The organism is Bacillus sp. Cr_A10, assembly GCF_029222665.1.
Classification (GTDB): Bacteria; Bacillota; Bacilli; order Bacillales_A; family Planococcaceae; genus Psychrobacillus.
Window position 1 is genome coordinate 1 of the sequence record NZ_JARHXR010000013.1, and the last position, 17,136, is coordinate 17,136.

General features: G+C 35.9%; 18 protein-coding genes and 1 pseudogene. 9 read left to right on the forward strand and 10 right to left on the reverse strand.

What is annotated here, in order from left to right:
- Positions 1–21: 21 nt before the first annotated feature.
- Positions 22–1,509, reverse strand: coding sequence for a D-alanyl-D-alanine carboxypeptidase/D-alanyl-D-alanine endopeptidase (gene dacB, locus P2Q73_RS14075; RefSeq protein ID WP_275788292.1), 1,488 nt, complete (start codon positions 1,507–1,509; stop codon positions 22–24).
- Positions 1,510–1,819: 310 nt separating this feature from the next.
- On the opposite strand from dacB, the gene P2Q73_RS14080 reads away from it, so the two are divergent.
- Positions 1,820–2,164 carry a PadR family transcriptional regulator gene (locus tag P2Q73_RS14080; protein WP_275788295.1) on the forward strand — a complete coding sequence of 115 codons (345 nt, stop codon included), beginning with the start codon at positions 1,820–1,822 and terminating at the stop codon, positions 2,162–2,164.
- Positions 2,151–2,816, forward strand: coding sequence for a DUF1129 family protein (locus tag P2Q73_RS14085; protein WP_275788297.1), 666 nt, complete (start codon positions 2,151–2,153; stop codon positions 2,814–2,816). The genes P2Q73_RS14080 and P2Q73_RS14085 overlap by 14 nt, the downstream gene beginning before the upstream one ends.
- Before the next feature lie 16 nt (positions 2,817–2,832).
- On the opposite strand, the gene P2Q73_RS14090 is transcribed toward P2Q73_RS14085, so the two are convergent.
- Positions 2,833–4,113 carry an erythromycin esterase family protein gene (locus P2Q73_RS14090; protein ID WP_275788299.1) on the reverse strand — a complete coding sequence of 427 codons (1,281 nt, stop codon included), beginning with the start codon at positions 4,111–4,113 and terminating at the stop codon, positions 2,833–2,835.
- A gap of 131 nt (positions 4,114–4,244) precedes the next feature.
- Here P2Q73_RS14090 and P2Q73_RS14095 point away from each other — a divergent pair, with 131 nt between their 5' ends.
- On the forward strand, positions 4,245–4,730 hold the full coding sequence (locus tag P2Q73_RS14095) for a hypothetical protein (protein WP_275788302.1): 486 nt from the start codon (positions 4,245–4,247) through the stop codon (positions 4,728–4,730).
- A 42-nt stretch (positions 4,731–4,772) separates the two neighbouring features.
- On the opposite strand, the gene P2Q73_RS14100 is transcribed toward P2Q73_RS14095, so the two are convergent.
- Both P2Q73_RS14100 and P2Q73_RS14105 read right to left on the reverse strand, forming a co-directional pair.
- Positions 4,773–5,504 (reverse strand): class I SAM-dependent methyltransferase, encoded by a 732-nt coding sequence (locus P2Q73_RS14100; RefSeq protein WP_275788305.1) that lies wholly within the window; start codon positions 5,502–5,504, stop codon positions 4,773–4,775.
- Positions 5,504–6,154, reverse strand: coding sequence for a YdeI/OmpD-associated family protein (locus tag P2Q73_RS14105; protein ID WP_275788307.1), 651 nt, complete (start codon positions 6,152–6,154; stop codon positions 5,504–5,506). The genes P2Q73_RS14100 and P2Q73_RS14105 overlap by 1 nt, the downstream gene beginning before the upstream one ends.
- Positions 6,155–6,305: 151 nt before the next feature.
- On the opposite strand from P2Q73_RS14105, the gene P2Q73_RS14110 reads away from it, so the two are divergent.
- The 4 genes from P2Q73_RS14110 (at position 6,306) to P2Q73_RS14125 (ending at position 9,418) form a co-directional block, all read left to right on the forward strand.
- Positions 6,306–6,995: a TVP38/TMEM64 family protein gene (locus tag P2Q73_RS14110; RefSeq protein ID WP_275788310.1), complete on the forward strand. Its 690-nt coding sequence runs from the start codon at positions 6,306–6,308 to the stop codon at positions 6,993–6,995.
- Positions 6,996–7,117: 122 nt separating this feature from the next.
- Positions 7,118–7,864: an SDR family NAD(P)-dependent oxidoreductase gene (locus P2Q73_RS14115; protein ID WP_275788313.1), complete on the forward strand. Its 747-nt coding sequence runs from the start codon at positions 7,118–7,120 to the stop codon at positions 7,862–7,864.
- Between the two features lie 134 nt (positions 7,865–7,998).
- Positions 7,999–8,736, forward strand: coding sequence for a metallophosphoesterase family protein (locus tag P2Q73_RS14120; protein WP_275788316.1), 738 nt, complete (start codon positions 7,999–8,001; stop codon positions 8,734–8,736).
- A gap of 172 nt (positions 8,737–8,908) precedes the next feature.
- The gene (locus P2Q73_RS14125; RefSeq protein ID WP_275788319.1) at positions 8,909–9,418 is read left to right on the forward strand and encodes a hypothetical protein; all 510 of its coding nucleotides are present in this window, start codon (positions 8,909–8,911) and stop codon (positions 9,416–9,418) included.
- Positions 9,419–9,641: 223 nt separating this feature from the next.
- Here the strand turns inward: P2Q73_RS14125 and P2Q73_RS14130 are convergent, their stop codons facing one another.
- A complete protein-coding gene (locus tag P2Q73_RS14130; protein WP_275788323.1) occupies positions 9,642–10,139 on the reverse strand; it encodes a flavin reductase family protein in 498 nt (165 codons plus the stop codon).
- Positions 10,140–10,289: 150 nt separating this feature from the next.
- On the opposite strand from P2Q73_RS14130, the gene P2Q73_RS14135 reads away from it, so the two are divergent.
- Complete coding sequence (locus tag P2Q73_RS14135; RefSeq protein WP_056828441.1) at positions 10,290–10,610, forward strand: YflT domain-containing protein; 321 nt, start codon at positions 10,290–10,292, stop codon at positions 10,608–10,610.
- 128 nt (positions 10,611–10,738) lie between these two features.
- Positions 10,739–12,886 (forward strand): type IA DNA topoisomerase, encoded by a 2,148-nt coding sequence (locus P2Q73_RS14140; RefSeq protein WP_275788327.1) that lies wholly within the window; start codon positions 10,739–10,741, stop codon positions 12,884–12,886.
- A 903-nt stretch (positions 12,887–13,789) separates the two neighbouring features.
- Here P2Q73_RS14140 and P2Q73_RS14145 read toward each other — a convergent pair.
- From P2Q73_RS14145 to thiW, 5 genes and pseudogenes are all read right to left on the reverse strand, one after another.
- A pseudogene (locus tag P2Q73_RS14145) lies at positions 13,790–14,195 on the reverse strand (GNAT family N-acetyltransferase).
- 208 nt (positions 14,196–14,403) lie between these two features.
- Positions 14,404–15,018: a thiamine phosphate synthase gene (thiE, locus tag P2Q73_RS14150; RefSeq protein WP_082460751.1), complete on the reverse strand. Its 615-nt coding sequence runs from the start codon at positions 15,016–15,018 to the stop codon at positions 14,404–14,406.
- On the reverse strand, positions 15,008–15,817 hold the full coding sequence (thiM, locus tag P2Q73_RS14155; RefSeq protein WP_275788331.1) for a hydroxyethylthiazole kinase: 810 nt from the start codon (positions 15,815–15,817) through the stop codon (positions 15,008–15,010). Before thiM ends, thiE begins: the two co-directional genes overlap by 11 nt.
- A gap of 14 nt (positions 15,818–15,831) precedes the next feature.
- Complete coding sequence (gene thiD, locus P2Q73_RS14160; protein WP_275788334.1) at positions 15,832–16,638, reverse strand: bifunctional hydroxymethylpyrimidine kinase/phosphomethylpyrimidine kinase; 807 nt, start codon at positions 16,636–16,638, stop codon at positions 15,832–15,834.
- Entirely contained in the window at positions 16,607–17,128 is a 522-nt protein-coding gene (thiW, locus tag P2Q73_RS14165) for an energy coupling factor transporter S component ThiW (protein ID WP_275788336.1), read from the reverse strand. Before thiW ends, thiD begins: the two co-directional genes overlap by 32 nt.
- Positions 17,129–17,136 lie beyond the last annotated feature (8 nt).

Below are 17,136 nucleotides of genomic sequence, written 5' to 3' on the forward strand. Positions count from 1 at the left end.
ATTATCTCTTGATTTTAATTGTTAGTGTTTGAAGTTTGTGATGGCTGTTGCGAATTGGTCGATGACAGGTATTGTGCTCGTCTTTGTGTCTTCGGTTAGTATTGTAAAGATCAACGTTTCACCATTTTGGGTCTTTGCATAGCCGGCAAGTGATTTAATATTTTCTAGGCTTCCTGTTTTTGCCATTATATTCCCTTTTGCAGGGAATCCTTTCAAACGATTTCGAAGTGTTCCCCCAATAAATCGATCTGATGATCCCGCTATTGGAAGGCTCTTTATATACGTGTTATACCATGGTTCAGAACGCACAACATAAAGTAATTGAGATAATTGTTCGGAAGTAATTTTATTGGAATAAGACATGCCTGACGCATCCTCGAATTTCCACTGTCTACCATCGAGACCGATAGAACTTGCGTAATCACGCATAACTTTTAGACCTGCATCCCAACTACCTACCCCGTATTTTACTTTCCCCATCTCTTTGGCTAACATTTCCGCATGTGTATTATTACTTAACTTCATAAATGGAATGATTAATTCTTTTAATGGCATCGATTTTCTTGATACGAGCGCTTTAGCATTTTTTGGCGCCTTTCCTTGGGCTACTTTGGAGGTAGATACAAATGTAATACCTTTTGCTTTTAATGAACTTTTAAAAACATCCAATGTATATAAGGCTGGATTTGTCACTGAAATCCATTCTTTTTTCCCAGAAGTGCCTACTGGTGAATTCCCTGTAATAATTACCTTATTAGAACCGACTTGACGAGTAATTTTCAGTGTATTTTTATACCCCTTCGGAACTGTTTTTGATCTATTGACTACTTGTAGCACACTTGTTACAGGTGATAATGTTACTTTCGTAGCTTTACCATTCACTCCCGGCTTCGCTTCCACTATGACTGATCCTGCATCAAAATCTCCATTTGGTGAAAGTGTTAAAGCCGAAATCGGAGCTGCATAATAATAGGGCTCGTCCTCTGCTAAAATTCCTGCAGATAATCGAACAGAATCAAACCAAGTATCATCACCAATTAAATTACCCGAAACTTTTTTAATCCCTTGTTTCGCTAATCCATCTGCAAATTTATCAAGATGTGTTTTTAATAAAGTCGGATCTCCTTGACCTCGTAAATACAAGTTGCCATTTAACGTTCCCTTTTTTACGGTACCATCAGTTAAAACTGCTGTAGAAAAACGATAATTTTCACCTAGCGTATCTAGTGCAGCTGCACCAGTTAACAATTTCAACGAGGAGGCTGGTGTTATTCCTTTGTCCGGATTATGATGATAAATCACTTCTCCAGTGGAAGCTTTTCTTACTGTCACACTGGTATTTGCGTTTTTCATCCTACTATCTAACATAATATTATTAAGCGTACTTGTTAATTTTGAATAAGTAGTAGCAGCTTCAACGCTAGAATTATCTATTACTGGAATAATTACTGATCCAGCTACCATAAAAACAGTAACGACACTAACTAAGAATTTTCGCCAAATATTCACCTTATACCTCCCAAATTTTAATATGAAATGCGCTTTAGCGTGTAACTTTAAAAGAGTTTGTTCAACCCAATTAACTATTCAGCTGTGCTTATTGCACCCACTGAATAAGGCTCAAAATGATATAACTATTCTAACACCAAATTATCAGATAATACCTTATTTTTTTCAAAAGAGACAAAATACGGCATATTTTCCTAGTAGACAATTACTCCACGCTTTTATATACTCTAATTAACTACTTTGCAAAACAAGGTAGTTAATTTTTATCTAGCTATTATGTTTTACAAGATAGCTTTATGGAGGCTCACCTATGTCAATTAGAAGTCAACTCTTGAAAGGAATTCTAGATGGATGCGTGCTTGCTGTAATAGAGAAGGAAGCTGTTTATGGATATGAACTATCCCGAAAACTGCAAGAAATCGGTTTATCGGATGTTAGTGAAGGCACAATTTACCCTGTTTTATTAAGACTTCAAAAAAACAAACTTATTATAGGTGAAATGAGACCTTCCGATTTTGGTCCAAATCGAAAGTATTACTCTTTAACAGCAGCAGGCAAAGAAGCTCTTGAAATCATTTCAGAGGAATGGAATCAATTATCAGTACCGATTAACACCCTATTGTCAAAAGGAGGAAATACGAATGAAAGCAAGTGAATTAATAGAGCAAAACAATCAAAAAAGAGAATTGCTGACAGAAGATAACGAAAAATATTATTCCGGAATGCTTCTTTATATACGCACTAAACTAAGTCTATCTGAACAACAATCGGAAGAAGTATTAATGGAGATGTTAGATCATTTAATAGAAGGTCAACAAGATGGCAAAACAGCGAGAGAAATATTTGGCGATGACCCGAGAGGTTATGCAGACGAAATAATTAACCATTTACCAAAGGAAGAAAGAAAAAGCACGTCTAAATTTCTTAGCCGAATAGGAGTGAATTTGCTTGGATGGTTTTTAGTCATCCGAAGCGTTGCTACTCTATTAGTAGGGCAAGAGAGTGTTTCTAGAGTTTATATTGTCCCCTCTCTTCTATTTTTCTTATTAATTGCACTATTGATTGCTATTGGAGTAAAAGTAATTTTTGGTTTAATTCATAAAACAGCTTTCGATCAAAATTCAAGTGATAAGAAAATGATGTTGCAAGCAGGTTTATATGGTGCTGGAAGCTTCTTATTTATTTTTATAGCTAGCTATTTTATCAAGGATTTCGGTCCTTCCTTTGTGCTTCCATGGACTGTTTCACTTGGAATTGGTGCAATTTTATTGCTAACTTCATGGTTAATGAAAAAAGCAGGCAATTAAAATTAAAAATCGCTGCTCAAAATCTTTGAGCAGCCTTAGTCTTATGTTGCTCTCTATCTAAAGGAGAAAGCGCCTTTGTTTTGTCGATATAAATAAATGCATCATACCTTTCCCCTATTTTGGATGGTACGTAATTGGCATATGCATCATAATCAGGATTGTATTCAACCCCTATTGCTCGATGACCTATCCAATCATTAAATAAAGACCTGTTTTCTTCATTAAAAATCAATACCTTATCAAATGCTCCTGCGTCATGCAATGCATCTTCCCAAGAGTCTTTTCGTGCTTGTGGAACATCCATAATTTTATAAGGAAGTCCCCATTCATCTGCTGCAATAACAGTTCCTCTATGAGTACCAAAACCTACTGCAAAAACGTTTTCCTTTCTATTTTGCAGGCGGAGGAGCTGTCCGACATTGATCATATCGGAATTTTTCATGTCCGTAGCAGATGCATCTCCGATATGGGTATTATGCTCCCAGACGATTATTTTTGCATCTTTCCCATGATAGTCCATTATTTCATTGATTGACTCGACCATATGCTCATCACGAACATTCCATGACAATTCATCACTACGAACCATTGCGCGGTAGTATTCCTCCGCATTTTTAGCAACCATTGCATTTATTTTTAAATTTAAGTCAGACTCTACTTCATCCTTATAATTGTCCTCATGAGCACGTATGGAAGAAACTAATTTGGCAACTTCCTCTATACATGCATCCGAAATATTTAAAGATGAAAATGCATAGGTTTCGGGATGGCGATTAAAGGGTTGGAAACATGAGAGTGCTTTTTTGGCAAATGCTAAATCCGTTCCTTCGGGATTCGTTTGACTTAAATACTTCACTACTTCATCTAATGACTCCCACAAACTATATATATCAATTCCATAAAAACCAACCTTATGCTCTTTTTGCTCGTTGTACTCCTTTAACCAACTAACAAATTCAGCAGTTTCTTCATTTGCCCACATCCAAGTTGGCCAGCGTTCAAATGCCTGAAGAGCTTCCATTACATTACTCGGTTCCTTCGTATAGCCCTTTATAAACCTATTTATACGCTGAGTGGATGGCCAATTTCCTTCAATTGCAATCAAAGAGAACCCTTTCTCTTCTAATAATCGTTTAGTCAATTCAGCTCGGACGGTATAAAATTCTGATGTACCGTGACTAGCTTCCCCTAGAAGGACTATTTTCGCATCACCAATGGCATCAATTATTGGAGTTAAATCGTTTTTTGTTTCATAACGCAATGCATATTTTTTTATAGATTCTTCAAGAGAAACCAACGAATTCACTCCCTTCTATTAAAGCTTGAGTCATTTCACCTATTTTCATTCATAACTATCCGTACCGTATTCTTATTGACTTGCATATGCTGATTTTAGTGTTTGAATCCAATCTTGCCGTAGGAGGTACAATGATAAAGCGACTTCTTTTTGTAATTTTAGCTTTTATTCCTATATTTGTTCTAAGTGCGTGTGGTGACCCTGTTCAAGATGATCTACTTCACTATATAAACAATGAGATAAAGGCATTAGAAGAACTAGAGACTGAAGCTATCTCAGAATATGAAAGTGTCATTGGTGAAAATTTTGTGAATGATGAAACAACATACATCCATATACAAGATGTTGTCATACCGAAATACAGAAAGCTTATTGAAGAATTAGAGGAAATTAGACCAGAGACTAAAGAAGTGAGAGAGATACATGAACTTTATATAGAAGCAAGCAACTCACAATTTAATGGTATAGTAACCGTTTTAGCCGCAATTGAAGCCCAAGATTACGATAAAATCAACGAAGCCAACCAAATGCTTAATGAAGGAAGAGCATTAATGCGCCAAGCTTTAAATGAAATAGAAGATTTGGCAAAAGAACATAATGTAACTTTGACCGAATAAAATTTAACTAGGGGAAAGATTATTCTAATCCATCCCCTTTCCTTATTTCAAACAAGAAAAAGCCAACACAACAGGAATTCTTAATCTTCTTTTAAATTCCTCTTCGTTGCTAAAATGTTCAATCTTTGGTTCACCTTCTCGTAAGTCGACTATTTGAAAGCCAGCTCTAACTAACGCTTGAAAGTATTGCTCAATTGTTCGGTGAAATTTGATAACCACTTCATCCATCCATGGTTCTTTTCGTTCCCCCAAGATAAAATAGTCATCCACAATCCAGTTCTCCCGTCTATCTCCTATCTTTTTACTTTCAAAGGATGACGTGGTAAGTGGATGTTGAACGCTAAACACAAACTTTCCATTCTCTTTCAATGCATGATGCACGTTATTAAACAGTTTTTGAATATTATCTACATAATGTATGGCAAATCTTGAAGTTACTAGATCATATTCATTTAGTGGATAATGAAAAGACTCCATTGATTCCAAATGGATTTCCCCATTCATGCCTGAAATTTGTTGAATAGCAGTTGCCGCCATTTGTTTGGAACCTTCTAAGCCAGTGTATTGCTTTGCTCCATTTTCCAATAGTTCTTTTCCAAACCTAGCATCTCCACAACCTAGGTCAAGTACCGTTCTATTAGTAAAATCTCCAATTAGTTCATATATAATTGGTCCTTCAATCGCGTTATTGGGACTGTCCTTTCTACCTCTTCTTTTCAAATAGTTTGAGAAGAATTCCGATTGATCGTAAGCACTAGAGCCTCGATAGTTCATTATATTCCCTCATTTCTTCTATATAAATCCTTTGACTTATAACCTTCCCCAAGGATTTTCTCCATTTCAAGCAGTCTTTTTTCTTGTGTTTCTTTACGCTTTGCACTATAAACATAACGAGCCCAATCCTTTTGATAACCAGGTTTTAATTGATTATAAAAATCGAGTAATTTCTCATTCCTCTCTAAATACTTTATAATATATTTAACATTCTGAATATAATCGTCTACACATTGACTGTTTGGGGTTGTAGTACTTTTTTTCTTTTTCTTTGGCACTGATTTTAAACCCACAACAGTAAATGTTTCGTTCATACTGACCATTCTTGAAAATTTCAAATCACTACCTGTAACGTATCCATCCTCATCTGGTGAAATCGAATTGATCATATCGTCACGATCAATATATTCCCTAAACGTCGGATTATTCTTTTTGGGATAAGCAAAGAATAAGTAGCCATTATTCTCAATTAACTTCTTTTCTACCATTACATTTAAATAGTTCGTATAATCCTCTAAGTTATAAACAAATACAAATACAAAATCATATTTACTTTCTTTTATAGAAGTATCAAAGTCAATTTCATCAAAATCCTTCATACCTGTTGGCAAATGGAGGATTAATTTATTTAAGTATTTTCTTACGTTCATTTTTCTACAATTGATTTAGTCGGCATATAACTACTCCTATTACGAAAAAAGTCTTGCACTCTTTTAAGAATAACAATGCCCAAAATTTTTTACAAAGACTAAAGCATGGTAGGATAAAATTAACGACCTTTATCGAAAGAACAGGTGACCTATGAAGACAATTATAAACAAACTCCTAAAAAAACAATGGATCATATGGATCGGGCTACTTCTATTAATCCTGTTTTTTATATTAAATAAAGATTTAATCTCATTGCTCTTAGATGGAGATGTCGAAGGTATTCGCAGCTTCTTAAATAAAAATTTAGGATTTGCCCTATTCTTCCTATTCATCGTTATGCTCATACAAAACTCTTTTACAGTATTCCCCTTAGTCCTTGTCATTACAATAAATATTACTTTATTTGGATTTATGAAGGGTTTTTTATGGAGCTGGTTTACAAGTGTCGTTGCCTCAGTAATTGTCTATTGCTCTGTTCGCTATATTTTCCAAGATATAATTATGAAAAAATTTAACCCGAAGTTAATTGAAAAAGTTGACGCAAATGGTTTTACATATGTATTCCAAGCAAGAATTTTCCCCTTCGTTCCAACAAGTATCATAAATATTTTAGCAGGGCTGAGTACTATACGGTTATTCCCATATTTATTAGCAACCTCCATTGGAAATTTTCTTTACTTCTTCGTTTTAGCTTTAATACCTGCGGGGATATTGTCTGCAGAATGGGATGAATATGTCATTTGGATCGTTATTATAGCTACGATTGCGCTATATTATTTCATTAAAATAGTTCGAAATAAAAGAAAAGCAGTTTCTTTAGAAAAGGATAATATCGATTAACTTCATCCATATTACAATTGTATGTTTTCATAGCAAAACAGATATTTTGAATTCGAGACATTAAAGCGTTATACTAAATATGTAAAGAAAATGTCAAAATTTCATTTAAGGAGGAACATTAAATGGCAACAGAAAGTAAAGTAATTATTGTTACAGGTGGCGGTAGTGGAATTGGACGAGAATCAGCGTACAAATTGTCAGAAGCAGGTAACACAATTGTACTTGCTGATTTTAATGAAGCTGGTGCAAAAGAAACAGTGGCTCAAATTGAAAAAAGTGGTGGTAAAGCTACATCCTACAAACTAGATGTTTCGAAAGCCGAAGAAGTAGAAGCGCTAATCAATTTCACAGTAGAGACATACGGTACATTAAATGGAATATTCAACAACGCAGGTATTGGTTTAGTAAAACCATTTTTAGAAATGGACCCTGCATCTTATCATAAAGTAATAGATGTCGATCAACATAGCGTATATTATGGTATGTACTATGCAGCGAAAAAAATGGTAGAAATCGGTGCAAAAGGAGTATTTGTTAACACTGCTTCTATTTATGGTACAATGGCTGCTAAAGGTAGTTTCAACTATAATGCTGCAAAAGCGGCAGTAGTGATGATGTCTAAATCAGCAGCTTTAGAACTAGCTGAATATGGTATCCGTGTAAACGGAGTTGCACCTGGATTTATCGACACTCCTATTCTTGGCGAAGATAAGGAAATGAAAGACTATTTAGCTGCGCAACATATGCACAATCGATTAATTAAACCACAACAAGTAGCAGAAGTTGTTGCCTTCTTGTTTTCCGATGCAGCAAGCGCGATTAACGGTCAAACAGTTCCTGTGGACGATGGATTCTTAAGCTTTAAATAAAATTAGTAGGTTGAAGATACTTGTATTAGACGAGCACGCAATGAAGAACGAAAGCATTTGTCAATAGTCTGAGGTTGTCCTATAAAAGGACAACCTTTTTTATACATATAGATATAAAAAAGGAGCGAATACATTTGAAGCTTGCAATCATAACAGATGTTCATGGCAATGAAATGGCATTAAAGGAAGTTCTAAAAGAAATTGACCTAAATGGAGATATAGAAGAAATTTGGTGTCTTGGAGATATGATTGCAATGGGGCCAGAAACTAACGAAGTATTAGATTTACTGTTTGCTCGTAACGATGTTCGTATGATTACTGGAAACCATGATGAAGCTATTTTGTCCCTATTGGCTGGTGAAGGTCATCCAGAAAGTTATAAACATACACGTGAACATCACGAGTGGATTGCAAACCAATTATCTTCTTACCATATCGAAAAGCTAAACCAACTTCCCCGAATAATAGAAAAAGAAATTAATGGCATCAAGGTCATTGGTATACATTATCATATTGAATTTAATAAGCAACACGCACATATTAAAGATGACCCTTTTTACAGTATATTAGAGCCAAACTTAGAGAATATGGAGAAGATGTACGAAAATTATCCAGCTGATATTATTTGTTTTGGCCACCATCATCCTGAACATTTTTTTCAAAATGAACGCCAAATCTATTTAAATCCTGGGGCACTTGGGGTTTCAAAAGGAAATATTGCTCCTTATGCAATAATTGATTTCTCTGACAGTAAACCTACTGTTCGAATTCATAAAGCAACTTATGATAAAGAAGCGTTTATTACAAAGTTTAAAACACTAAAAGTTCCTCAAAGAGAGATACTGTTTAAGCTTTTTTACTTAGACAACTAGATTACAATTTCTCTCTTTTTCTGCCCTTTTGTTCTCAAGTATTTAAACAGTTCAAAGATGAAACAAAATGTGCCTTTAGAACAACAAATTGAAAACAAAAACGAAGTAGTTCCCAACCCCTCCTTTTATCTCTACATATGCTAATTTGAAGAATAAAAAGGAGGAAAATTGAATGTTTGGGAAGTTTCGAAGAGGACGAATGCAACAAGGCTATCCTTGGATGCAAGGCCAGTATGGTCAGCAAGGGTATCCATGGATGCAAGGCCAGTATGGTCAGCAAGGTTATCCATGGATGCAGGGTCAGTATGACCAGCAAGGTTACCCTTGGGGGCAAGGCCAGTATGATCAGCAAGGTTATCCTATGGGGCAAGGCCAGTATGGTCAGCAAGGTTATCCTATGGGGCAAGGCCAGTATGGTCAGCAAGGGTACCCTATGGGGCAAGGCCAGTATGATCAGCAAGGTTATCCTATGGGGCAAGGCCAGTATGATCAGCAAGGTTATCCTATGGGGCAAGGCCAGTATGATCAGCAAAGTTATCCTATGGGGCAAGGTCAACAAGATCAGCAAGGGTATCCTTGGGGGCAAGGTCAACAAGATCAGCAGGGTTACCCTTGGGAGCAAAGTCCTCAGAATCAGCAAGGTCAGACTGATTGGCCATACGGGTATAGGATGCCAGACTGATCCTCCACTTGTTAATCAGAGAGACATTTTATTGATATAAGTACAGATAGATAACATCTTTTTGAAATCCTTTTTACAATTAGGTACTGTACTATTATGTAGAGTACATTTTTAGTACACTTCTAATTGCCTTTAACATCGGTCTTTTCGATACATTCTCACGCAAACTCGGTGACTATAAATTAAACATGAAAAAAGGATATCTCTTTAGATATCCTTTTTCTTATTTATAAAACTCTTTTGGAATAGGTCCAATAGTTCTTCGATGATATAGTAGCGGTTCTTTATTATAATTTTGAATATCAATTACTTCTCCAATCATAATTGTATGATCGCCAGCCTCCACTTGCTTAAATACCTTACATTGCAATACTGCTAGCACATCGATGAGTATAGGTAATTTTAAATCAGACTCCTGCCAGTCACATTGACCAAATCGGTCCTCTACTTTACTTGAAAATAAATTACATAAATCACTTTGATTCTCAGCTAAAATATTTACACTAAATTTATCTACTTTGAGAAAATCGTTATACGAGTTTACTCTCTTATCTATAGACCATAAAATTAGCAAGGGTTCTAAAGAAACCGATGCAAAGGAATTAACCGTCAATCCCATTGGTTTACCTTCTGGATTAAATGCAGTCACAACCGTAACACCTGTCGGGTAATTTCCCATAGCAGCTTTAAAACTAGCTATTTGTTCCAATTTATTTTCCATTAAGCAACTTCCATTCTCTTTTCTTTTTAGAATATCAAAATCAACCTTTTCTTTCACACATTTAGATTTCTACCCGACTCTTTGTTTAAACAACCCTAATGAAGGGTAAAGATAGATATAGCAAATAATACAACAATGGAGGAATTTAATATGACAATTAAAGTTTCTGTAGAAAATGCCGTTCAAGCCAAACAAGAAATTGAAAAATTTGAAACACAAGGATATTCACGAGATAATATTCATATTTTCGCTCATTTTAAAGAAAGAGCAGACAATATTAACGACGCTTTAGATACAAGTGATGTCGGAATAAAAGAACAAGGCATTTTAGAGTCGATGAAGAACCTATTTACTTCTCGTGGTGATGAGTTACGAAATAAAATGGAAGCAACTGGCTTATCAAAAGAAGAAGCTGCGGCTGCTGAAAAAGAGCTCGATGAAGGTAAATTAGTAATAGTTGCTCATAATTGATTCATGTATATGTAAATCCCATTCCCCTTCATTGGGCGAATGGGATTTTTATTTGTATTTTTTAAAAATTTGATGCACAATTATAAGAACGAGTGTTTTATTTTTTTACAACTGTGAGGTGTACTTGTTTGAAACCAGTTATTCTAGCTGAAAAACCTAGTCAGGCAAAAGCATATGCTGATGCTTTTTCAGTCAAAAAACATGAGGGCTTCTTAGAAATCAACCCATGCCCTATTTTCCCCGAAGGAGCCTATATAACCTGGGGAGTAGGTCATCTTGTTGAACTAAAGGAACCGAAAGCATACGATCCAAAATGGGATAAATGGTCTTTGAATAGTCTTCCCATATTACCAGATCATTATGAATTCCAAGTGGCAAAGGGGAAATACAAGCAGTTCACCATCGTGAAAAAACTTATGAAAACAACGGATACAATCATAAACGCATGTGATGTTGACCGTGAAGGATCAAATATATTCTATAGTATTTACAATCATACTGGAGCAAAAGGAAAGACTATTAAACGATTATGGATTAATTCATTAGAAACTGAAGAAGTTCGTAAAGGTTTTGCTAACTTACAGGATAACCGAAAAGATTTACTTTTATATGATGAAGCAAAGGCACGCCAAATTAGTGATTGGCTTGTTGGAATGAATGGATCTAGGCTGTATTCTCTTTTATTACAATCACAAGGTATTCGAGAAGTCTTTCCTATCGGCCGTGTTCAATCACCAACTATTTACTTAATTTATCAACGTCAATTGGAAATTGAAAACTTTGTATCTGAACCATTTTTTGAAGTAGAAGCAATATTCACTGCAACAAACGGGAACTATAAGGGAAAAGCAAAAGTAAAGGAGCCAAAACGAGAAATCATTCAGGAGCTTCTTGCTAAACATGCTATTCAACGGAATTCACCTGGAGAAATAACTTCTGTAGAAAAGCAGGAAAAACGTATTCCTCCACCCCAACTCCATTCATTGTCGACGCTACAAGCTACAGCGAATCGATTATGGAAAATGAGTCCTGCTAATGCTTTAAAGACAATGCAGGGATTGTATGAGAAAAAACTTGTTACCTATCCTCGTACGGATTCGCGTTATATTACACCAAGTGAATTCTCTTATTTATCATCTAAAGTATCAGAATATCAACAGCTAATTGGACATTCCTTCCCTGTTACTTCACTCGCTCCTAAAAAGCGATATGTGGACAGTTCAAAAGTACAGGAGCACTACGCAATTATACCGACGAAGAAAATCCCTTCTCAGGCTGTACTTGCTGGCATGTCTAGTATGGAAAGAAATCTTTATGAGGAAATTGTCCGTACAACCCTTGCGATGTTTCATAGTGATTATTTGTATACAGAAACTAAAGTGACGACAGATGTTAATGGGCTTTCCTTTTTCACAACTGGAAAAACGGAAAGAGACAAAGGCTGGAAAGCGTTATTTATTCGTTCTGATAAAGAAAGTGAAAAAGAAGAACCAACACTCCCCCCTCTATATAATCAGGAAAAAGTAGAAAGTGATATTAGTATTAAAGAAGGAAAAACAATGCCTCCCAAACCTTATACAGAAGGTCAACTTATTGCTATGATGAAAACCTGTGGAAAATTGGTAGAAGACAAAGGGGAAACTGAAATATTAAAAGAAGTAGAAGGACTGGGAACAGAAGCAACCCGAAGTGGAATCATTGAAACAATTAAGAAACACGGATATATTGATGTTACAAAAAATATCGTTTCTATCACAAATAAAGGACGAGTTCTATGCCAAGCAATTGAAGGAAATCTTCTAGCAAGCCCATCCATGACTGCAAAGTGGGAAACCTATTTGCGGAAGATTGGTAATGGAGAAGGTTCTCAGGAACGTTTCCTAAATAGCATTGGAAAGTTCATAAATAGTTTATTACAAGAAGTCCCTAATCAACTAAAATCTAAAAATATTGATATCAAACTCATTCCGTCTAAAACATCAAGTTCTAAATATACTAAATATAAACAAGAACCGATTGCTCCATGCCCAAAATGTAAAGAAGGTTCTATCGTTGCACGAAAAGGTTTTTACGGCTGTACCAATTATAAACAAGGTTGCACCCAAACCTTTAATGGATTCTTTTTAAAAAAGAAGATTACGCCAAGTCAGATTAAACTGCTCTGTACAAAAGGAAAAACAAATATTATCAAAGGATTTGTTGCAGAAAACGGGCAAACCTTTAATGCTAGCCTTATGCTAGTCGAAGGCAAGTTAAAACTAGACTTCAAGGAATAAATGGTTAAGAGTGGCCATTTTTTTATATAATACAATTTTCAAAACGCTTGGACAAATATCCAAGCCCAGATTGTCGACAAAAGTTATCAAGAGGTCGTCCTCTCGATACCTTTTGTCATTATAATATTTTACCGGGGGAAATCTTAACTTATATCATATATGTAATTATTCAATATATTAATCGGAGCGGAGGAGGCAACTCCAACGGCAAAAGCGGGACTGTCGAGACCCTGGATTGAGCTTTGGAGGGCACTGAAAAGTCCATAGAATTTTGACTTTACTAAATAATGTCGTCCGATAAATAAGGAAATCGTTGAAACGGCTCCCTTTCCGCGGGCGTTGCCTTAGCCTCCTCGCTGCGCTGCGGGGTCTTCAGCTAACGCTATTCCCACAGGAGTGTCGCCTTTTTCAACGATTTTCTATAAATACTAATTGAAAAAATGTAAGTGATAAAAACTTGCTCTATTAATGGCATGATGATTTCCTAATTGAAAAGCGGATAATAGTTAATTGGAGTGGAAGGCGGCGACTCCAGCCGGAAGAGCATGAGCTGAAGACCCTGGACTGAGCATAGCGAGGGAAGCGGCTGAAGCCATGCCGGCGGAACGCGTCCGCCTAGAACGTAAATTAACGGATCCAAAATAAAAACGATTATGTGAACAATTTGTCGTTCACATACCGTTATAAAATCTCATGGAGGACTTTTTCAGTGCCCTAGAGCTTTGCGAAGGAAGCGGCTCGGCCCCGCCCGCGGAAAGCGTCCGCCGGAAGCGGAATCCTAATTCTATTTATCATATTTTTATCTTAAAAGAAAAAAGACTATAGATAAACTCAAAATCCAGAGTCTACCTAAAGTCTGACGCTTGGACAAATAGCCAAGCGCTTTTTCTTGCATAAATTATTTTAACTTCCAGATTGCATTTTATAGTTCCTCAAAATCATTCCATTTGTCTTCGTCATTCCGAACTTTTCGTAATAAGGAACTAAGTCATCGTCACAGCATAAATCAATCATATATATGTCTTCAAGCTCTATGAGCATTTGATTTACTAATTCCTTACCTATACCTATACTTTTATACTCTGGTAAAACTTCAAGAAAAGGAATGTAGGCAGAAAGAACCCCATCGCTTATCGCGGTAACAAATCCAACTACTTGATTAGTATTTTCATCAATAGCAATAATCACTTTACTGCTCTTTTTTAACAGCTTTAAGTGAGTTTGTGGATTTGGTGGATTCGGCCAATCTACAAAAAAACCCTTTAACATATCAGATGAGATACCCCTCGAGCGAATTCTTGTAAATCATTATATATCAGCTCCTAATTTAAATTAAATTATTAGACAGATGATATATATCAAAAGTAAAGTAACAAAAGTATTACTTCCAAGCTTTATAAGAAATACTTATATGTTATTCTACTTAAAGTATAGAATTCCTTTCATTTATAACAATTTATTTAGTAATTCTATTGTTTCTCAACGAAACCTGATCTACTTAACTTCAATGGAGATTCTTATTTTAGTTTCAGCCTAAACTGCTGAGCAGCATAAAAGGGATCCGCCGCTTTCATTATCGCTGAAACTACAGCGACTCCAGCAATTCCTCTATCTTGCAACGAGGATACATTTTCAAGTGTTATACCCCCTATTGCAACTACAGGAATGGAAACAGTTTTCGTTATTTCTTCTAGGATACCCTTACTTAAAAGCTTTGCATCACTTTTTGTACCAGTAGGAAAAGCAGAGCCGACGCCTATATAATTAGCGCCTTCAAGCTCAGCATTTTTTGCTTCTTCGAGCGTTGCCACGGAAACTCCAATTATAAACGAAGAAGGTACAATTTCTTTCACTATCCAAATCGGTAAGTCTGTCTGACCTACATGGACCCCAGCCGCTTTCACTGCAATTGCTATATCTATACGGTCATTAATGATAAGGGGTATTTGATAATAATCTAGTAATCTCTTTAATGCCTTTGCTTTTTCATAAAAGTCTCTTCTAGAGCTATTTTTTTCCCGGAGTTGAACAATTGTTACCCCACCTTTAATAGCCTGTTCCACAACTGTTAGCAATGAATCTATAGAAATCGATTCTTCTGTCACTAAATATAATGTCATATTATGTTTCAATTATAGAAACCTCTTTTCCCCATACTTCTTCATTCATATGAAAAATTTCATCCATCAATTGAGCTTTAAAATGACCAATCCCATCTTCCTCAGACATACTCTTTTTCGCTCTCTCCCCAGCTAAACTCATTACAGACATGCCAGCTATGCTTGCCGAAAAATAGTCGGCTGTCGTTCCAGTGAAAGATGCTATTAAAGAAGTAGTCATGCATCCAGTACCAGTCACTTTGGTTAACCAGTGGTCCCCGTTTGTAATTTGCACCGTTTCTAAGCCATTGGATACTATATCTGTTTCACCACTTATTACTGCTATGCAAGAAAATAAATTCGCTACTTTTTCGGCAAGTATTTTTCTATCTAAAGAAATATCAGTAGAATCTACACCTCTAGTTCTTCCATTTTCTCTAATGAGAGAGTACATCTCACTCGCATTTCCTCTAATAACACTTATTTTTACTTTTTGTATTAGTTCTTTTGCTAATCTTCTTCGATAAGCGGTTGCTCCAACACCAACTGGATCAAAAATGACTGGAATCCCTTTCTCGTTTGCTACTTTTCCGGCTAAAATCATAGCTGTAAATATCTCAGCCTGTATTGTTCCTATATTAATCACTAGTGCATTAGCTAACTGAACCATTTCCTCTACCTCTTCTACACTGTTTGCCATTACAGGAGAAGCACCTATAGCAAGCGTCACATTTGCACAATCGTTTACAGTTACGATATTTGTAATATGGTGTACGAGTGGATTTTTTTCTCTTAAGCGGGAAAAAAGATTGCTTACTACACTTTTAATCATTTTCAATTCCCCCCTCACCGAGCTATCATATTTGATTTTTTGTAAAGATCATAAAAGTGATTTGTTGGCCCATGACCAGAACCTAATGGAAAACTATGTGTTATCGCTGTAGTTATATAACATTTGGCTAAGGTAACCGCTTCTAATAAGGTTGACCCTTTGGCGAGATTTGCAGTAATCGCTGATGATAATGTACATCCAGTTCCATGGGTGTTTTTCGTCTCAATTCTATCCGCTTTTAACCAATGAAAATCCTTACCGTCGTAAAAAAGATCGTTTGATGGACCACTCAAATGACCTCCTTTTAATAAAACAGCTGTAACTCCCATACTTCTAATTTGTTCACACGCTAAATACATCTCATCTTCCGAATGCAATGTTGACCCTATTAATACTTCTGCTTCTGGAATGTTCGGTGTCAAAATAGACGCTAGGGGAAATATTTCTCTTTTTAAAGCTTCTACAGCAGATTGTTCTAATAGATAGTGCCCACCTTTCGAGACCATTACTGGATCAACAACAATAAATTTAGGGGAATATTTCTTTAAGGTATTTGCTACAACTTGAGTAATTTGTGCATTCCCAAGCATACCGATTTTCACTGCGTCCACTTGGATATCATCAAAAACCGACTCTATTTGTTCTTGGATCATTTTCAAATCAACATACTGAACAGAACGAACCTCATTAGTATTTTGAGCTGTAATTGCGGTAATAGTGGACATGCCAAATACTCCATTTGCAGAAAAAGCTTTAATATCCGCTTGAATACCTGCACCTCCACCCGAATCAGAACCGGCTATTGTTAGCGCTGTTTTCATTTATCAATCCCTCCATAACTCTGTTTTTCATCATCACCTTCAATAAACCAAACGCTAGTAATGCACCTGTAAACGAACTAAACATAAAAGCTGGAACGAAACCAAATAATGTTAGCTCTTTTCCAAATAAAAGAACTCCTATTGGATAAGTAGCAACAGCGCCGATAATACCTGTGCCAATTACCTCTCCTAATAATGCTGATCCAATATTTTTCGTTTTCATGTATAAAAGACCTGCTAATAGCGCCCCAAAAACACTCCCAGGATACGCAAAAATAGATCCTGTTCCTAACAAATTTCGTAGAGTGGATACAATTAATGCACCTGCAAGCGCGTACCATGGTCCTAGTAAAACCGATAAGAGTACATTTGCAAAATGTTGGATTGGAAAGATTTTTGCAAAACCTACTGGTATAAATATGAGATGGCTTGATATCGTCGTTATAGCGATAATTAGTGATGTTAATGTTAGTTTCCTAGTTTTGTTCATTTTTCCCT

Coding starts and splice junctions, on each gene's coding strand:
- thiD (WP_275788334.1), bottom strand. CDS start 16,638: ATGAAAACAGCGCTAACAATAGCCGGTTCTGATTCGGGTGGAGGTGCA.
- P2Q73_RS14085 (WP_275788297.1), top strand. CDS start 2,151: ATGAAAGCAAGTGAATTAATAGAGCAAAACAATCAAAAAAGAGAATTG.
- P2Q73_RS14125 (WP_275788319.1), top strand. CDS start 8,909: ATGTTTGGGAAGTTTCGAAGAGGACGAATGCAACAAGGCTATCCTTGG.
- P2Q73_RS14135 (WP_056828441.1), top strand. CDS start 10,290: ATGACAATTAAAGTTTCTGTAGAAAATGCCGTTCAAGCCAAACAAGAA.
- P2Q73_RS14095 (WP_275788302.1), top strand. CDS start 4,245: ATGATAAAGCGACTTCTTTTTGTAATTTTAGCTTTTATTCCTATATTT.
- thiW (WP_275788336.1), bottom strand. CDS start 17,128: ATGAACAAAACTAGGAAACTAACATTAACATCACTAATTATCGCTATA.
- P2Q73_RS14080 (WP_275788295.1), top strand. CDS start 1,820: ATGTCAATTAGAAGTCAACTCTTGAAAGGAATTCTAGATGGATGCGTG.
- P2Q73_RS14110 (WP_275788310.1), top strand. CDS start 6,306: ATGAAGACAATTATAAACAAACTCCTAAAAAAACAATGGATCATATGG.
- P2Q73_RS14105 (WP_275788307.1), bottom strand. CDS start 6,154: ATGAACGTAAGAAAATACTTAAATAAATTAATCCTCCATTTGCCAACA.
- thiM (WP_275788331.1), bottom strand. CDS start 15,817: ATGATTAAAAGTGTAGTAAGCAATCTTTTTTCCCGCTTAAGAGAAAAA.
- P2Q73_RS14130 (WP_275788323.1), bottom strand. CDS start 10,139: ATGGAAAATAAATTGGAACAAATAGCTAGTTTTAAAGCTGCTATGGGA.
- P2Q73_RS14115 (WP_275788313.1), top strand. CDS start 7,118: ATGGCAACAGAAAGTAAAGTAATTATTGTTACAGGTGGCGGTAGTGGA.
- P2Q73_RS14100 (WP_275788305.1), bottom strand. CDS start 5,504: ATGAACTATCGAGGCTCTAGTGCTTACGATCAATCGGAATTCTTCTCA.